This window comes from Ohtaekwangia koreensis, assembly GCF_900167975.1.
Classification (GTDB): domain Bacteria; phylum Bacteroidota; class Bacteroidia; order Cytophagales; family Cyclobacteriaceae; genus Ohtaekwangia; species Ohtaekwangia koreensis.
The window spans coordinates 1037846-1056897 of record NZ_FUZU01000003.1; the positions used below are offsets into that span (position 1 = coordinate 1037846).

Here is a 19052-nt window from a genome sequence, read left to right on the forward strand (position 1 = left end):
ACTACACGCAGAGGATGCCAGAAGACGGTTGAAATTATACTACTACTGATCGCAAATCGCTCTTCGCGATGTAAACATAAAAATCGGGCATCTGCCTTTTCCTTCATCCGCAATTAGGCGCTCTTTTTACGGGGAAAAACTCATTGCTGCCTTACAAAAAAAGATTTTGTGCGTTTGGGGGTGGCGGCCATTTTGCGTGCTATAGAGGAAACATATGTGCTAATGGGCTTGTCTAAAATTAAAATGCTTACCACAATCGCATTTCTGGCAATTGTGGTCATTCAGGGTAGCGCAACAACCATGCAACCTTGCGCAACGGATCGGCTACAGGACAGTTTGTACCTGCCTCCGCTTCATAAATTTGTAGGGAACGAAGTTCAAAGCCTGCTTGTGCTGATCGATTCTGATAATTACGAAACATTCTATATCCGGGAATCCAAGGGAGTTGAAACAGGTATCATTCTTCAATTCAAAACAAGTGGAATCTCCCTTCATATATATTGCACAAATAATGATCCGGACGGCCTGGACTCCGATAGAAGTCTTTCCGATTTGGAAAAAATAAAAAAACAGAAGATCACGCGAATCGAAATTTACAATGAACAGAAGTTTGTTACCCTATTCGATCAAGGGGATTGATATGTGCCGACCATAAAAATCTGCTTATAGCCAAGAAGCTGCTTCGAATATAGCAGCGGCCTTGGTTTTACCTCTATGCACACATTCAGCTATATCCTGAATGTCCTGATGTTCATCCCAAAAGACAGTTTCATTCGTTAATAATCGAATCAATTTATTAAATTGGTTCTACTGTAGTTTATTTTCGATCCGAAATCATTCATATCATCTCAAAAAAGTGCTGACGGCCGTGCAACATTAAACTATATCCACGCGTCTTAGCAGAGCAACCCATTAACTCCATGATCAGAAACTATATCAAAGTCGCCATCCGGAACCTTCTGCGTCAGAAAGGTTTCTCATTCATCAACATCTTAGGACTTGCACTCGGTATTACTTGTACTGCGCTCATTGGTATGTGGGTGAATGATGAGTTGAGCTATGACAAGTTCCATACTGATTATAACCGTATATACCGTATTACCTCCACTCTTCCCGAGATGAAGGTGCATGCCGCGGTAACCTCTGCCCCACTGGCGCCCGCGATAAAGAATGAGATTCCCGAAGTGGAAGATGTAGTGCGAACCAGTGGTTTGAACCGTGAACTGATACAGGTTGGCGATATCAAATTCGAAGAGCCGGGAATTATGTTTGCCGATTCGAATTTCTTCAGGATGTTCACCTTTCAATTTATCCGTGGTGATAAAGAACACGCTCTCGAAAATCCGGAAGGAATTGTTATCTCGGAAGAGATGGCCAGAAAGTATTTCGGCAGTATTGATGTGCTTGAAAAAACGATCCGGAAAAATAATAAAGAAGACTTTACGATAACGGGTGTTATTGCCAATGTACCGGATAACTCCCACCTTCAGTTTGATTTTGTTCAACCGATGAGTTTTCTCGCGCGTACCAACAACGATTTCAAGAATAACGTCTGGGACAATTTCAACTGGTATACCTATATAAAGCTTACTGATAAGGCGAAGCAATCCGAATCAACCATTAAAGAACTGGAGACAAAAATCCAGGCAATCTACAAAAAGAATGAATCGTTCTTAAAAGTAAGTTTCGTGTTGCAGCCCCTTGAAAAAATTCATCTTTACTCCAACTTTCTGGCTGACCTCGCAGGACATGGCAACGCACAGAATGTATATATCTTCATGATCGTTGCTGTATTTATACTCGTGGTTGCCTGCTTGAATTTCATGAATCTCGCTACAGCGCGAGCTGCTCGCCGTGCAAAAGAAGTCGGACTTCGAAAAGTTGTGGGCGCTATACGGCCGCACCTGATGGGACAATTTCTTGCAGAGTCGCTGGTCGTTGCGTTGCTATCCTTGATGCTCGCATTACTGGTTATCTTTCTTGTTCTACCCTATTTCAATACACTCGGAGGAAAAAATCTTTCGCTTGACTTCACCAACATAAAACTTATGGGTGGTCTGCTTGGTATAACTATCATTACAGGTTTATTGGCAGGCAGCTACCCGGCACTATATCTTTCCGGGTTTGTACCGGCCACTGTATTAAAAGGGAATTTTGCATCGGGTACATCGGGTGGCTTGTTCAGGAACGCGATGGTAGTGATCCAGTTTACTGTTTCAATTTCATTGATTGTCGGTACCACCATAGTATATCGTCAGTTAAAGTATATCCAGCAAATGAATCTTGGTTACGATAAAGAGAACCTGCTATATATACCGATGACAGGAGAAATGTGGTCGAAATATGAAACGTTCCGTACTATACTTGGTAACGAAAGGCTGACTACTAATTATTCGTTCATCTCCGGCCTCCCTACTTCTTCATCCGGTGCAACCGTGAGTGTGGAGTGGTCAGGGAAAGATCCGAACTCTCAACCTCTGTTTTACAATACTGCGATTGATGAAAATTTCGAAGAGGTTTTCAAAGTAACATTCGTTGATGGCCATGGCTATGGTGATAATGCCAAAGCTGATTCCGTGAATATTATTGTAAATGAAACAGCATTAAAAACAATGGACATGCCACTTAAGTCTGCAGTGGGAAGCAAGATCAAAATCTGGGGCACCGAGAGAACGATCATTGGCGTTGTAAAAGATTTCAACTTCAAGCCTGTACAAGAGACTATAGGACCGATGTTCCTGGATCGGAATACCTGGGGCGGCTACCTCATCGTGAGAACTTTACCAAATGAACTTGAAAGTACCATCGCTAAACTTGAGCAAATCTGCAAAGAGATTAATCCGAGCTATCCATTCAATTATAGTTTTATTGATCAGGATATAGCCAACATGTATAAAGCCGAGCAACGACTGAGCAGTCTCTTTAATGTGTTTGCTATATTGGCTATAGTGATTTCCTGTCTTGGACTCTACGGCTTATCTGCATACCTCGCGGAAAGGCGCACACGTGAAATGGGAATACGCAAAGTGCTTGGCGCTTCCGGATTCCAACTGGTATATCTTTTATCGGCTACATTTACACGGCCGATCATGATCGCTACTGTCATCGCTGTTCCTCTCTCCTGGTATGGAATGAGTCGCTGGCTTGAGGGGTTTGCCTATCACGTGTCAATCGACTGGACAATTTTCCTGATCGCGTTTTTTGCAGCACTTTTCATTGCATGGCTCACCGTAAGTTTTGAATCGATCAAGGCTGCAACTGCAAATCCGGTAAAATCATTGAGGTCAGAGTAGCGCTCGATTCAGCGATATGCTTACAGGTTAGCGGAAAGCATACAGTAAGAAGAGCCGGTGAAACTATATATAGTTTCACCGGCTTTCTGTTTTACGATAAAGGATTTCCTCTGAGAAATATAGAGTTCGATCATCTATAGTTATATAGCAGATAGAATTGCTTCTTAACCAATGCATATTTTCATAATAGAAAATGCAATTTGGTCCACAGAAATGCTTATAATGGACAGCGATTCCACAAAAAGTGACACGTGACAATTACAAAACGAAAAAAATCATTTATACATTACTTCCCGGTTTACGGTTGTATCTCAACCGCGCTTATCTACGCTGCTGTAGGTGTGATTGCGCTACTTTCTTTTTTTAAAGTGAGAGACGGAGGTGCTGATGAAAGCAGTATGCTGGCATTAGTCAACGACTACCTCGTAGGGAAGATCTTTATCTATGTCATTCTCACAGGCACATTGTGTTACGTTATCTGGAGATTTTACGAAGCTTTCACTGATCCATATAGATATGGCTCACATGCTTCCGGCATTGCCAAGAGAATAGGTGTGTGTCTCAGTACCCTTGCCGATATCATGATCGCCTATACTGCGATTCGTGTACTCTTCCATGCAGGTAATATTATGCTGAATGGTGAACCCCGCGAAGAGCAGCAACGTGTAGCTTCAATTTTGCAAGAGCCCTGGGGTAACGAAATTATTATCCTCTTTGGATTTCTGATTATCGTCACGGCTATAACACAATTTCTGTACGGTGTAACAAAAGGCTACAAGGAACGCATTGATATCGATCACTACAGCAAGGCCTTCAAAATCTTTACAACGATTATGGCGTGGTCAGGCTTTATTGCGCGCGGTGTCATCATCGGAATTATAGGCTTCTTCATGATAAAATCCGGCATTACAGAGAATGCTAAATTAGTGGTCAATACCGATAAAGCGTTTGACTTTATCGGAGATCATGTCGGCCATATATACTTTATAATTGTGGCATTTGGCACAATCTGCTATGGCGTCTTTATGTTTATTCTCGGTGTCGCTTACGATACTGATAGGGATTAAAGTGTTATAACGAACATCAAGTATACTTTCCTATATATATAGTTTGCTGGAATCCGGTAGTCGTTGGTACCGAAGGACCTATTCACAGATGTCGACTTCATGGTTAGCCAGCGCGTTAATAGCTCAATTTACTACAAACCGTATATACTTCTTCCCCTTGTCATAGTCTAATCGTAATATGTAGGTTCCAGAACTCAACGGCCGCAGATCAAAGTATATTTGATAAAGTCTATCGCCACTCTTCTGAATTTGCCTAATCAAAAGTCCAGTTGGTGCATGCCAGACGCTTACCGTAATGGGAGTTTCTTCGCTGAGCTCTATACCTACATGGAAGGAGCCATTGTTGGGATTAGGATGTAGTATAAATTCCTTTACGTATTCCTCGTATCCCAAGCGGCCGCCCTCAGGATCTTCTCCTTCCTCCAGGATGATAATGGTTTTACTTACCTTGTCGAAACACTCTCCCAAATGTGTTGCCAGACTTACTTCATACGTCCCCGCATTTCTAAACTCGCCATATAGCACGTCTCCGTTATCCTGTAACTTGGTCATTTCAAGAGGATAGTTCCATTCAATTTTTTCTGGCAACGGCCACGATATATCAATCATTACAACGGTATCGCCAGCAACAGCTTCCTTTGGAATCATAAAAGATGCCTTGAGCAAATCGTATGATGTCTCCAATAAGAACGTATCCTGAGCAACACATCCCTTGTCACTTACCGCCTTAATCCAATAGCTTCCGGCATCTTTTATCACTACGTGTTGTTCCTGGCTGGTAAAGCCATTGTTGCTTTCCCATGCAATACTAGACCAATCTGGTCCCGCATTCAGTGTATAGGTCTGTCCAACACACAGCGTAACACCGCCCCCGAGATCAAGTGGCAATGCAGGTGTATTGTCGAGTATAATCGTGCTCTCTCCTTTACAACCTTTTGCATCTGCAACGGCTACGGTATAGGAACCCGGGCAAATATTGGTTTTAATGTTCGAGTTTCCACCGCTCGCCCAGATATACTCATATCCTCCGTTACCCCCGATAGCAGCAACTTCCAATGAGCCGTCACATCCATCTCTACAGGTTGCCAGCGTTGATTTGGTGACGGTTATTTCAATAGGGTCTGGATGTTTTAGTTCGATGTCTTGTGTCAATGTACAATTGTTACCGTCTTTCAAAACAACCGGATATATCGCTGCGCAGAGTTGTGTTTGTGTTGCTCCGGTTTTGTTGTTCCATTCATATCTATAATTTCCAACACCTCCGGATGCTTCCAGCGTTAGTTGCCCATCACAGACTCCGTTACAGGTCGGTATTGTTGCGCTCTTAACTTTTAATGCCAGCGCATTGGGTGCCGGTATATCTACGGTTTGAACAACTGTACAGCTATGACCATCAGTAATCAATACATCATAGAGACCTTTCTTCAGATTCATACCTTGCAGGTTACTTTGTCCATCAGGCCATTCAATCACAAACGGGCCATCGCCTTCCGTAATCGTAATTGCTGCGCTGCCATCCGATGAATCAAAACATTTCGTGGCCGTAGCGATGTAGTCGGACTTAGCACCGTCAGTACTGGTTATACCGACACTGCCTGTCATAGGACAAGCATTGTTATCATGAACGGTTAACGTATATATTCCTCCCCTTGCACTGGATAGCGTAGCATCCACGTCAATCACGTTGGCTTTTGAATCTTGCCAACTATAGGTATATCCGTTCACACCTCCCGTAACAACGGCCCGTGCTGTTCCGGCAGGGTTACCACAGAATGCAGGCTGTATATCTGTAAATGAGATATTGATTTTGGCCGGCTGCATCAATGTTGATGCTACTGTTTTTTCACACCCGTTACCATCTCGTAGGGCGATTGTATAACTTCCTTGTTTGAGCAAGCTAAATATATTCTCGGATTGCCATGTTGCTTTGTTATCTTTTGAATAGCTATAATCTTGTACACCACCGGATGCCTGTAGTTTTACAAATCCGTCATTGCCATCGAAACATGAAATATTCTTTTGATCAGCGATGGTAAATGCAATCGCTGTAGGCGTTGTGATGGTTTGCGCAACGGATTGCTTGCATCCATTATTATCGGATACGACCAGCGTATAATCTCCGGCTGATAAATTCGCTATAACGGCAGTAGTTTTTCCATTTGACCACATATAGGTATAAATACCTGTTCCACCCGAGCTAACCGAAGCTATCGTACCGTCACTCGAGCCGAAGCATGAAACACCGTAGCCTGAATAATCTGAAACATCAGTTATCTGTGCTTGCACCTGTATTGGATTTTCGAGCGCCATTGATCCACTTCCGGTACATCCATTAACATCTTTCACATCAACAGTATAGGAACCCGCTCCTACACCAGATAACAAAGAACCAGTAGCTCCTGTATTCCAGGTGAAGTCAAGCGTACTTGTTCCTCCACTCGCTATAGCATGCAACTTTCCATCAGTCATATTATAACAGCTGATAACCTGACCGTTGTAATTGCTGGCCTGTGATACGGCTACTGTAACCGGATCAGGATCGGTAAGAAAATATGATGCTTCCGCTTTGCATTGATTCCGGTAGGTAATAATGACTTTATATAGCCCTTCACCAAGATCTTTAACGGAAGAGAGTGTTGGGCTTTCACCTAAGGTTGTCTCATTTTCTGTCCATGAATAATTCTGTGCAGTTATAGTGTTGTTATTTTCGTCTTTTACAAGGGCTGCCAGTATACCATTGGTATCACCATTGCATTTGATAACGCTTCCATTGAAGTTTGACTGTGCTACTATGGATACAGTATTAGCCACTGGTTCATCAAGTGTTATTGATTTATTTGTGCTGCATCCCTGATCATCGGATACAATCAAGGAATATGTACCAGCCCCTATATCTGCAACGCTTGCTGTCGTTTCTCCGGATGCCCATTTATAGTGTACAGCCCCAATGATCGTAGCGGCAACCGGCTTGGCTTCCAGTATAGCGGTTTTATCACCGGGGCATGTTAATGTTGTGAGTTGATTAATCGCAAAATCTATTTTAGGCGGTGCAGTTAATGCCAGACTTGATGAAGCGGTGCAACCATTGGCGTCCGTTACGGCAAGACTATAGGCATTGACACCAAGTCCTGAAACAGAACTTGTATTGGCTCCAGTAGACCATCGATACGTATAGCCTTCGGTTGTTATACCATTTGACACCGTGCTTTTAATAGCTCCATCACTTTTGTCCCAACAACTTACCGGGTAACTATTATAATCTGTAGCCTTTGACAGAGCGACTTGTAACTTTACTGGTTCTTGTAAAACCACTTCATTTTTTGCTTCACAATCATTTGCATCTTTCAAGGTAACGGTATATGTACCTGCTTTAATTCCGGATATATTTTCCGTTATTGCTCCCGTACTCCAGCTAAAGTCTTTATAGCCACCTACACCCCCCGAACCTATAGCTGTAGTTTCTCCGGTGCTGCCTCCGTTACATTTTATAGCATAGCCATTGTAGAACTGAGTTTTGAAATCAACGGATACTTGTGTAGGTTCCAGAACCGTATAGGTAACATTAGTATTACAGGCACCATACGTATCCTTTACATAATTATTGACTACCTGAAAACTCCATTTACCAGCCTTTAATCCTGTAATCTGATAGGTTCCCGTGGAAACGGTCGGCTCAACCATTAAACCTCCGTCTTCATGATAGCCATTTATATAAAACTGATTTACCTGTGATACAGTATTAGATATCTGAAGCGTTACCTTCCCATTAGCATCACCTTTACAGATAACATCAGTGCTACCGTTGATAGAAACGCTTGGTGATGGTGCGTACAGATTAAAAGCCAATGCAGGTAAAGTTCTGTCGGATAAGCCTGGATCAATCACACGCACATACTTATTACTATATGGATCAGAAAAACCGATACTTACAATTTCTGCCGGTGTTAATGTGATGCTTTCTGTAATTTTCCCGATTGTTTTCCAACTTGCATTATCGTCTGACAACTCCCATTTATAACTTCCTGTTGACGAACATGAAGACGCATTCAATGTAATTTTGTCACAGGTTCTTGTTGAGTCAACTTTAAGTATAGGGTAGAATTGAATGGTAGTGGTTGTACTTCCACCAGGGTTTGTACCAGTTGTTTTAAACGTTGTACTACTGCAGGCTGTATTAAATATCGCTAAATCTGTAGACGAGAATACATCAGAACAAGTAGCCTTGATTGCTATATATATTTTTTTATCAGCTATAGATGACCACCCGGTTCCTTTGATGACTACGTTTGCCTCATTACCTGAAACATCAGCCCCTTGTTCCCCTAGTCCTATCTGAGTTGTCTTGCCATTAAAGACACAGTGACCAATATCAATCTTCTCGGAAAAGGAACATGTTGGATTTTTATATACAATCCGAATCTTCATTATCCATTCATATCCTTGCGCCAAGCTTGAAGTACATATACCAAGCATTAAAAATATCAGTAGGTAAAATTTTATCTTCATAATAATATTAATTCGTTATGATCACAATAAATCGTAAAATCAAAAACTTACCTCTAATTCTTTACTCATCTCTGAAAAAGCTCCGTTACCAAATACAGCCATAACTTTATAACTATACTGGCCTCCTACTATCATTCCGCTATCAATAAACTGCTTCTCTTTTATAGTACGATATAATTGCATCGCTCCGTCTTTGGTCTTTTTGTAAATGCGATACGAGACAACGTCTGCTTGCGTGCATGTCCAGCTTAGTATTATCTTTTTGGTTACCCGATCTATAGTTGGTGTAGCCAAATCAACCGGAGGTTTGGGTTGGGGAAGTATGAACCCGGTAACCACTGGCGCGGGGGGCGATTCAAGATTAGCTTCATCTATAGCAATAACGGTATAGTGCTGTACATTGCTATTGGTGAGGTGCGCATCGGTATAGGTATATACCGAATCTGAACCGGCCATCTTTGTAGTCAATCGTATCCATTGCCCCTGATCGCCTTTACGATATACTTCATACTTCACTACATCCTGACTCCCACTCGGCTCCCATCGGAGGATTACACCTTCCCTAGTCGATTTAACCGGCAACCACACTGCGGGCATTGGCGGAACTTTATCCGGTAACGAAAGACTTAGTATAGCAGATAGACCGGAGTGATTCTGATTCTTATCGATCGCCATTACCTGATAGTGGATTTTCTCATTCAGACTTTTCAATTCTACTTTGTCTGTAAACGTTGTGTCCTTTACCACTTCGCCTGTCATCAACGCAAACTCTTCGCTTTGATAATAAGCCCTGTAAATACGGTAACCCAATATATCTGCATCCGGGTTGGGCTTCCAGCTTATACTTACGTTTCCGTAATCATCTACTTTACCTTTCATGCCGACAGGTATAGCCGGAGGTATACTATCTACCAGCAAGGTGAGATATGGCATGGATGTAATCTCGGTTCCATCCTGCGTTTTTGCTTTCAGTTTGTAATAGTTGGTTTGCTGCGGCGTGGTATCTTTAAATGCTCTTACCGATGGAGAAAGTATATCTTTATGAACTGTTTTGTATGGCCCGGAGGAAGTAACCGAACGCGTTACTTCGAAACCTTTCAGTGCTTCATTCTCTGCTTCCGGAAATTCCCACTGTATATCTATACTCTTATTATCCATACTCAAGGCTGAGGTAATGAACACACTTGACGTTACTACTTTATTGCCTTTGACTTTCACTATATTTGATATAGGTCCAAACTCACCAAATGGTGTTATTCCTCTTATGCGGTAGCTATATTCTTTTCCAAGCACAGCAAGTGTATCCGATGCGTACTGGTATTTAGCATCCTCACCTTTCTTGCTGAGGGTAACCCCCGGTATATCGGTGACCTGCACGAATGGCTTTCCATCCTCTGAACGCTCGACAGAATACGTGGTATAAAGCGTTGCATATTCTAATTGGTTCCAGCGCAAGATCACCACATTGCCAGTAGCCTGCGCAGTAACTCCGGCAATGGAAGGCAATTGATACTTCTGCAATGGATCGATGAAGGCGCTTCCGCGTAGAGTATCCGTTGGCGTAACCACGCTGATCTGGTACAAATATTTTACATTCTTCTCAATTTGTTTATCGCTGAAATATAGTCCTTGTGCTTTCGCTATCACCGGAGACATATCGGCACAAAACAAGGCAATCGAAAAACGTTGTTCATTCTCCTTCGCCTTATTTACAATTTGCATAACATCGGTGTGCTCGATGTTTAATTCAAAGGTTTCACCATAGAGGGCCTGCGCGGCAACCATTCCATACTTGTTATGTATATACTTCTCCCATTGTTCTTCCGGCAACGGTTTTAAAGGTGAAGGTGTTAACACCTTTCTTTCCGATGGACGCAGTACTTTTCCATTGCGCACCAACACAATCCGTTCAATAGTATATCCATACTTGTTGGCTACTTGCCAGTGGTCAACTGACAGCGGTGCCCACCGTAGTGTAATGGAATCGGTAGAAGGACGAACAATCACAGCAAGTTCGTCTTCGTTTTTTATAGTTTGCTGTGCCGAAGCGTGAATAGCCAATAACGCCACCATGCCAACCACACAACACAGGATTCTAATCCGGTATGGCATTGTATAACTCCCAATCATAACTGCTTGTTGTTTTATTGATTCCCGGTATTCTATAGTATACCCTTACATTGTATTTACCCTGACGGTAGAACGGGAACGGTTTGGTTAAAATCGTTTCAAGTCTATCCGTTAATCGCTCTGGTCTATCCACTACATAGTTGGCAACCTGGCGCTGTATGCTCCGGTAATCGGTTAGCATCGTGCGCATCAGGTCATAGCGCATATACCCGCTCAATGGCGCTGCGATAACTGATGTTGCTTCTGTCATTTCCGGCCCTTCCGCAATTTGTTCAAGAAATGCTGCACGTATAGCAGGCAGACCAAGCAACGATGTATCGCGTGTTGTTTTGATAGAGCCAAGCAATGGATATCCTTCATATACCAGCGGATATACTCCTTGCTCATACCATTTATTGTTATCAAGTATAGCGGCAGTGGTTACGAGAGCCGCATATTCATTTTTACCTTCCAATTCGAAACGATCAAAAGGTTCTGGCCCTGTCAGGTATGATTTTAATTCCGTCATATCGCCTGCCTGTGAAGGTATATTCATGGTAATGCTCAATTTTATACCTGCCATTTTATCCCGGAAAGTATTGTACTTGCTCGTGCGGAATGGTGAACTATATACAGTCTTAACATCGCGCAATGCCAGTTCTCCTTCTATTCGTTTGGTGGTAAGTGTGTCTCCTCCCTGGAGCTCGGTTTCTACATGCTGAACGTTAGCATCCAAAACAGCCTGCTGCCTTGGGAAATTCAGAATCGCTATTGTATATACTTTATCATTGAGAAGTCCGGATGGAACAGAGAAATTTACCCGCTTCGAAGAAGCATCATAGCTAACCGTTGTTTCCTTATAGTCCTGACTTTCTGTACTCGTCAGACGCAGTAACTGAATCCACTCAGCGCCCGGAGTAAAAAGTTCCGGCTGGCCTTGTTTAAGCTGAATAAAACCTTGATTATATTCTTGCGGATAAAAATTATATTGTCCTGCTATCGGGTATGAGATCTTCACGTTTGATGCAGGTATATGATCAGGAGCTTTACCTGTTGTGAAGCTCGTCTCTTTTACTTCTTCTACTTCCTTGCCTTCAAACACCACAGCTTTCCATGTACCGTTCACAAGCTCTTCAAAAGTAATCTTTACCATTACATCTATTTTCTTTTCAGAAGGAAGAATATCATGTGAGTCAAACGCAGCTACATCCGATTCATCATTCCAGCGAACTGTTCCTTCTACAGGTGTACTTCCATCACTCACTTTGAAATCAACCAACTTACCGCGGAATGATCGTCTTCGATTTTCGATATCCGTAATGGTAAAGACTTCACCGATCGGAATGTTGAAGGCAGCCTGCGGTGCATTGAATACATCTACATTATTTTCTCCCTTCACCGGATTTACCTCAGCAATGATGTCTATATCTTCCAAGGGATTGCTGTTACCAACAATCGTACATTGTTTACCTATCTCAAATTGGAATTTGCAATTACCCTTTACCAAGCCACCCAATATTTTATAATAGCCACCTACGATACCACGCATCCAGAAAGGATTAGGACCTTTCGTTTGAAGTATGGCAGCGGCACCTATACTGAGTATATCATAGTTACCTTTATAGAAGCGCAGCTTCACTTTGATACCGATCTTACCCTCTATATATGCATACGCCTGACCGTTGGCAAACCAACCATTGATACCGATCGTTTCGTCTGAACCTACGCAATGATATTCCTTTGCGTATTTCTTGATCATAAAATCTGTACCTATGCCGGCAGCGAATCTGCCATAGAACATCAGGAATTTCAAATCTCCCGTATCCATACTGAAATCTAATCCGAAGGCAAACCCAAAACCAGATTCAGCTGCATTCAGGTCGCGCATATAGTCAAGATCAGCAGAGGTAATACCAAGTATTTCCGAAACCTGCCTGGGTGGTGATGGACTACCCGGAAGATTTTTACCCATCATGAAATAACTCTTCATCTTCAACAACCAGAGTAATTCAATACCAACCGGATCATTGGGCGTACCCACCAACATATACCACTCGTCTTTTGAAAAATGCATCACCGCCCAACCCGCTCTGTTGTTCGGGCCTATACCTTTAATGATACCTCCAACTACATTGATATACATTTCCATGTTGGCATGGAATACATCATTCACATTATCAAACAATATTTTAACACTGGCTGATACCTGCCCTTGCAGTGCTTCCATAAGCTTGCTTCCTTTACCACCTACAGCAGCTGCAGCCATTTGTTTTATTTTATCGAGACCTCCCGGTAGGGCTGGAGACATCACTACTATATTTCCGGTAAACGTGACAGAGTTTATACCACCATGTCGGTTCAGCATTACCTCCAGCGCTACATCTCCATTATAAGGAGCCTGACTCGGAGTTGCTCCGAATTTTACGAGCGCTTTTATACCGATTGTGTTTTCATCTGGTATATAAGTAATGCCCGAAGCATTTCTACCCAACGAACTACCTTCAACACTTTGCTTCATCTTTGAATAATAGCCACCACCGAAACCATACGCAGAGAAGCCTGGAAATAGAGGAAGTCCACTTTCAAACTCTACAAGAGCATCGGCATACCAGTAGCGGAAGTCCGGAGTCTTACCAAACAGCGCTTCAACTTTTAAGGATATAACCTGAATTTTACCTGCTATAGATCCTTTGAACCCATCGCCATATATAGGATCGTCTTCAAAGAAGTTGATCATACCCGCGATCTCAATAACACCGCCCTTCTTAAAGTTGACACCTATACCTGTTATTTCTACTTTGTCAAATTGCCAGCTCCCTTTTTCCGTGCCGCTAACTTGTCCTTCCGGAGACGTAACATTCTCCGTCTCGCGTTTACCCCAGACGATAAGTCCTGCTGTTCCGCCAAAACCTTCCTCAGAAGATTTACCCGCTATATTAATTGTGATCTCAAAACCAATACCGATACGATCTGCGCCATCCTTCTTTAATAGTATATTATTAATCACCAACGGATATTTGGAAACTGATTGCTCTTTCCCTTCCTTACCAAAGCTTACCTTTTGTATATCGAAATGCGGTGCTTCTGTGCTGATCCGCAATCCTTCAAAACCTATACCATTGAAACTTGCTTTCGGGCCTTTACTTAAAGCGCTTATGGTAAGCTCACCGTTGAGTATAGCCGTTGGGTAAAACTTATTATCTTTTTCCTTTACTATAATGGTAGAACCTGGTCTCAGGTTAAGATCCGCCACCAGCAACGGCAATCTGAGTTCATCCTTTATTGTTACTGAAAATATATAGTTACCATCAGCACTACGCCCAGCCAGATAACCAAACTGTGTCGCACTGTTATCCTTTTTCTTTTTGAGATTTGGAACTGAAATCATGCCTCTCAATTCAAAACCTTTAACCTGGTTGGTAACAAATGCAAGTTCCACATGGCTGATGGTATAGGCCCATCCACTCATATCACCAACAGACAGTACATTATCGGCAAACACTTCTCCGGTAAATCCCTGGTCATCCAGGATCATGTGCTCTACCCCTAGCGTTATACGCGACTCATCGCCCTTCTTTTTTGCAAACGAGGGTGGCAAGCGCACCTCAAGACGTTGCATATAAAAGCCTTGCCACAACAACGGTTGGCCGCCCTGAGTGAAGGGAGATGGATAGTCCTTTGGGAAATCCATACCCGGAGGATTGGCCAGATCACTCCAGTCCATAAAAGCTTGCGTTACCTTAAAACCAAAACCACTAAGTCCATTGATCTGGAAAGCCGGTATATTTACACCTACCATCAGATCGTTAAGATTCTGGGCATACGTTGTAAAATTTACCTTTACCCGTTCCTTGTCATTCGTACTTGCTTTACCTTTTTCATCTTCGGGTATAATCAGGCTTCTGGAAAACTCTACTTCGGCTTCAATGCCAATGCCTTTGAATCCATTGCAATCAAACTCGACATAAGTATTGTTACTTCCGCGGATCGTCAACAATGATTTGCCGTTTAATTTTATAACATGATCGCCAATCAGGTATACTTTGGCATTGCCTGCTATACCACCTTTCTTCGATAAGGGAATTCTGCCATGAAAGGCTATACGATCACTTGTTTTTGGAAACTGAAGTGAAACATATACATCCATTATATTTCCCTGTGGTGTCACCGTCATGCGATCAATCAGGATGCTATAGTCAACAGCTCCACCTGAACGCACAACGCCTACCGGCAATTCTATTTCTGCAAGAGCATCCAGGCTCTCGATGAACCGTTGTGTACCTTGTACTTTATCCAGCAATGTCTGTGCATAGGCACGTTGGTCCTGGACTGAATCAGCAAGATTACCTTCAGGTATAAGAATAGGATCGTATGCTGCATCGATTGACTGTATGTAGTTCAATTCATCAAACGTTCGGTATACCGCTGCCTTAACAGAAGTTGGTAGATCTTTGGGAGGCAATACCACTTTCGTGGAATCGGTGTATGCTGCCCCCGGAAGTATATATAGAAACTGAATTGCAAAAAACAGAACTGACACCAACCGTACATGTATCCTCATATCATATAACATCTTTCTTACTCCCAATCGCTCAAAACCGATCCCGCAGAATCCTATAGTCTTTGTGCTTTATAAACCATTCGCGCGCTTTCTTCAAAGCTGCTGTATAATCTTTTGTTTTTATATCACCGCTCTCATCAAGCTCCAACGGGTAGCCTTCAATTACAGGCGCCAACTGCTCCATAATGCGATAACCACAGGGAATAGGTTCTTCTCTTTCTGCATCTGCTGATAAACAATTTTTGTCATCGCTTTGCATGGCTTCTACCATATAGCGGATGGCTTCTGCGTTGCGGGTATATACCAGGTCCGGGAAAATTTTATACACAACATCATCATTCATTGGAAGTTTACGCACACGCTTCATTACTTCATTTATAGCAGAAACATCATTCATCCGCGATAATGAAACCAGTGCAGCCCAACGGATGGACTGCGCGTTTCCTGCCTGCGTATAGGGACGAATGGTTTCTTTCAGATCCGTTAGTTCCAGAAAACCTGCGAGCTTCAATACCTGATCAAAGTGTGCTGTTTTTTTACTTACCAGATTTCGTATACTATCTTTTGATGCTGGCGAAAAATCATCTTTCCGAAATGTAGTCAGGTAATCCAGTGAAAGGCCGGCATTGCCACTATCTTTATCTTTACAACCTTGCACAAGGTGGCTTACTGCTGTCTGTCGAAGTGTACTTTGCTTCACACCACCACCGACCTGTTGGAGCATGGTATATACTTTAGAGCGCACCATTACGAGTGTATCATACTGATATACTGGTAATGCTGCTAATACACTTTTCGCATTTTCAGGAAGCGGAACCTGCGCAGGTATAGAAGGATTCTTACCTTCGCGGATTTCCGCAAAGTATATCTTTAACAATCCTTCCGGTTGCTGACCGTATGATACCAACGGAAATGCTATTGCTATAAACAATATGATTATCCACCAACGATTTAAACTTTGCCCCATAGCTATATCATCCTTTCGGTTTACTCTTTGCCCATGCATTATACTCCTTCATCACCTTCACAAAATCCTCACGCTGGTATGCTCCGCTCTTCACGCGCTCCGACAGCTCCGGATAATCGGCAACAAGCTTCGATACGCCTCTGTTAAAGTTCAGGAACATGACTTCCAGCAACTGATCACCTTTTTTATAGTATATGGTAGACTTTACTATTTTCTCAGTATGATCGCGCATACTGGTAGTAACGTAACTATATCTATATACCGGGATTGCTCCACTCAACACTCGCTGGCAGAATTTCTTCTCATATAACCACGGTGTTACGTTCATATCCTTCACCCAGGTGAGTGATTCGCGGACGATGCCTTTATAACAATAACTATGTATCTGAGAAGGGTATATTTCAACACGATTATTGTCCTTCATAACAACAATCTGATCTTCCAGCCACAACGTATCTCCAAAAGGCATAACATCATGTGAGGGTATAATGAAACGGACGTTAACAGTATCCCCAGGAGTGATTACAATATAATTGCGGGCGGGGGCTGCACTTGCGCTACCTATAGATGTTGGCTGATTGGTTGACGCAGTCGCTGCAGGCATGCCTGCGATCAAGCCATTGGCGGCAAACCGTGCGCGTTTGTCCTGTAACATTCGCCTCAGAGAGTGTGCCACCCGCTCAGTTTCACTGGCCGCCTTACGGATTTTTTGCAACCATTCTTCGGCTTTGTCAAAATCATTTAAGCCATAGTATGCCAAGGCTATATTGCACTGTATCATTGCTGTTACTTTCTGATCAATGCGTGCTTTTTTATCTTCGCTCGATTCAAGCAACGCCTTCTCCCACATAGCAATAGCTTCGTTTACTTTTGTTTTAAATGTGTCATCAACATAATCTTTCTTCTTGTCAGCATAAGTATAGGCTACATATAATAAAGTAAGTGCTTGGGTGAGGTCGCTATACTCATCATTTTTATCTTTTATATAGCCAATCTCAATCCCCTCTAAAACCAAACCATACCCGTAGTTACTGAACAGCCAGCTACGGATTTCTTCTTTTCGTTGACTTATGCGTTCGGAACGAAGATTATTTTTAAAGGTGTAATCACGATCGTACTCTTTTTCCAAAGCTGTTAGTGAAGACCTGTCAGTCGGATAGAATTTGGTATTAAAGAAACCCGTCAGATCCTGCTCGGTAATTGTCTGCCCTTTTGAAACTACACGAATCTTCATTGGGAAGGAGTAGGTAACGTCATACCAGTACTGGTGCAGTGTAGATTTCTTACCGTTCTGCTCCGTCTCCAAAGGCTTATCTCTCGTTTCTCTGTTGGTAATGGAAAGCTCATTCACAATCAACTCCAACTGCACATCACCGTTTTCCCGCACATTTGTAATACCCGGTATACTCATAGCGCGTTGAAGTGTATCACGTTGCCACGGTGAAAGATCATCACCTAAATCCTCAAGCCTGCACGAATACGTCCTGACTGACTTATCCAACGGCTTCATCGGGTAACGATAAAAGTATATACCCTTTGATTCGTACTTAACGTTCTGAGAAAATGTAATTCCGATAGCCAGGAATAAAAGGCAGGTTGTCAGGATTAAGCGCATGTTACTATTTTGATTGCTTCATTGTTGTATTCAATTTTTTGGGTCTTTTAATTCTATCTTATTCCATACATATTAAATGAACTACTTCCCGGCTGTATACCACTATAGAAGGTAAAACTAAAGTTGAAAAGGTTTATAATTCAAGGCTTTATCAATTACTTCCTCAGCAGTTAGATTCTCAAAGTATATTAAATCAGTTACAGCAGGATGACGAACATTCTTTTCCAGAATGTCAATCAATTCATTAATCTCATCCTCTGTTTTTCCCTTCGGGCTTGTAATTTCCTTTACAAGTTGAATCAGTTCTTCTCTCGTCATCGTCAGTATTCTTTAATATCCATATCCATAATGACAACAGGCTCAATATTTCCTTATGATATTTCGGTGTATATAGATTATCCATATCGCTAACTGCGCCTCTTTGGTTGAATTGGTGTCTTATGTTGAAGAACGTAATTTCTCAGTCTCCCTAATTTTCAATTGAGAAATATCACCTGATGTATTTAGTGAGTATAGAGAGCCAATTTCATCTTTATTTCTTCTTCTTAATTCGTAATACGCCTTCATTCAAGTCCAATGATTTTAAATCTTATATTGACGAAAAATCAACTTCATACTTTTTAAATTCAGATATACTCAATCCCTTTAAATTGCTAACCTCCAATTCATTTTTAACTTTTTCGTTCACAAAAATGCTATAGGCATGGCCCCAGAATATATCGTATTCAGTTTTATAGAAATACCGTTCACTTTCATAAAAAAAATCAGTGGTGGTAACAAGCTCCTTTTGTTTATTTCTAAAGTCCTTATAGTCCGAAAAAAGAACAGGTTTATTGTCAATTTCGACCTTCTCTTTTGTCAACAAATCATACTTTAAAAAGGATGTTTTTGCATAATCAAGTTCAACTTTGTTATCATATAATAAATGCAATAG

Annotated in this window: 10 protein-coding genes; 3 read left to right on the forward strand and 7 right to left on the reverse strand. The window is 42.1% G+C overall.

Annotation, left to right across the window (positions count from 1 at the left end; all coding sequences use genetic code 11):
• Window positions 1-243: 243 nt before the first annotated feature.
• From B5Y40_RS23340 to B5Y40_RS23350, 3 genes are all read left to right on the forward strand, one after another.
• On the forward strand, window positions 244-639 hold the full coding sequence (locus tag B5Y40_RS23340; protein WP_143785898.1) for a hypothetical protein: 396 nt from the start codon (window positions 244-246) through the stop codon (window positions 637-639).
• Between the two features lie 281 nt (window positions 640-920).
• Entirely contained in the window at window positions 921-3293 is a 2373-nt protein-coding gene (locus B5Y40_RS23345) for an ABC transporter permease (RefSeq protein WP_079689239.1), read from the forward strand.
• A gap of 251 nt (window positions 3294-3544) precedes the next feature.
• Window positions 3545-4360, forward strand: a complete 816-nt coding sequence (locus B5Y40_RS23350; protein WP_079689240.1) for a DUF1206 domain-containing protein — start codon at window positions 3545-3547, stop codon at window positions 4358-4360.
• A 123-nt stretch (window positions 4361-4483) separates the two neighbouring features.
• Here B5Y40_RS23350 and B5Y40_RS23355 read toward each other — a convergent pair whose 3' ends face one another.
• The 7 genes from B5Y40_RS23355 to B5Y40_RS23385 all read right to left on the reverse strand — a co-directional run bounded on the left by B5Y40_RS23355 (window position 4484) and on the right by B5Y40_RS23385 (window position 19049).
• Window positions 4484-8866 carry a hypothetical protein gene (locus tag B5Y40_RS23355; RefSeq protein WP_079689241.1) on the reverse strand — a complete coding sequence of 1461 codons (4383 nt, stop codon included), beginning with the start codon at window positions 8864-8866 and terminating at the stop codon, window positions 4484-4486.
• A gap of 39 nt (window positions 8867-8905) precedes the next feature.
• Complete coding sequence (locus B5Y40_RS23360) at window positions 8906-10996, reverse strand: fibronectin type III domain-containing protein (RefSeq protein ID WP_143785899.1); 2091 nt, start codon at window positions 10994-10996, stop codon at window positions 8906-8908.
• The gene (locus B5Y40_RS23365) at window positions 10962-15536 is read right to left on the reverse strand and encodes a hypothetical protein (RefSeq protein WP_143785900.1); all 4575 of its coding nucleotides are present in this window, start codon (window positions 15534-15536) and stop codon (window positions 10962-10964) included. Before B5Y40_RS23365 ends, B5Y40_RS23360 begins: the two co-directional genes overlap by 35 nt.
• A gap of 31 nt (window positions 15537-15567) precedes the next feature.
• Window positions 15568-16503 (reverse strand): hypothetical protein, encoded by a 936-nt coding sequence (locus B5Y40_RS23370; protein WP_143785901.1) that lies wholly within the window; start codon window positions 16501-16503, stop codon window positions 15568-15570.
• Between the two features lie 7 nt (window positions 16504-16510).
• Complete coding sequence (locus B5Y40_RS23375; RefSeq protein ID WP_143785902.1) at window positions 16511-18118, reverse strand: tetratricopeptide repeat protein; 1608 nt, start codon at window positions 18116-18118, stop codon at window positions 16511-16513.
• 117 nt (window positions 18119-18235) lie between these two features.
• Entirely contained in the window at window positions 18236-18436 is a 201-nt protein-coding gene (locus B5Y40_RS23380) for a bacteriocin immunity protein (protein WP_079689246.1), read from the reverse strand.
• Window positions 18437-18707: 271 nt separating this feature from the next.
• Window positions 18708-19049 carry a hypothetical protein gene (locus B5Y40_RS23385; RefSeq protein ID WP_079689247.1) on the reverse strand — a complete coding sequence of 114 codons (342 nt, stop codon included), beginning with the start codon at window positions 19047-19049 and terminating at the stop codon, window positions 18708-18710.
• Window positions 19050-19052 lie beyond the last annotated feature (3 nt).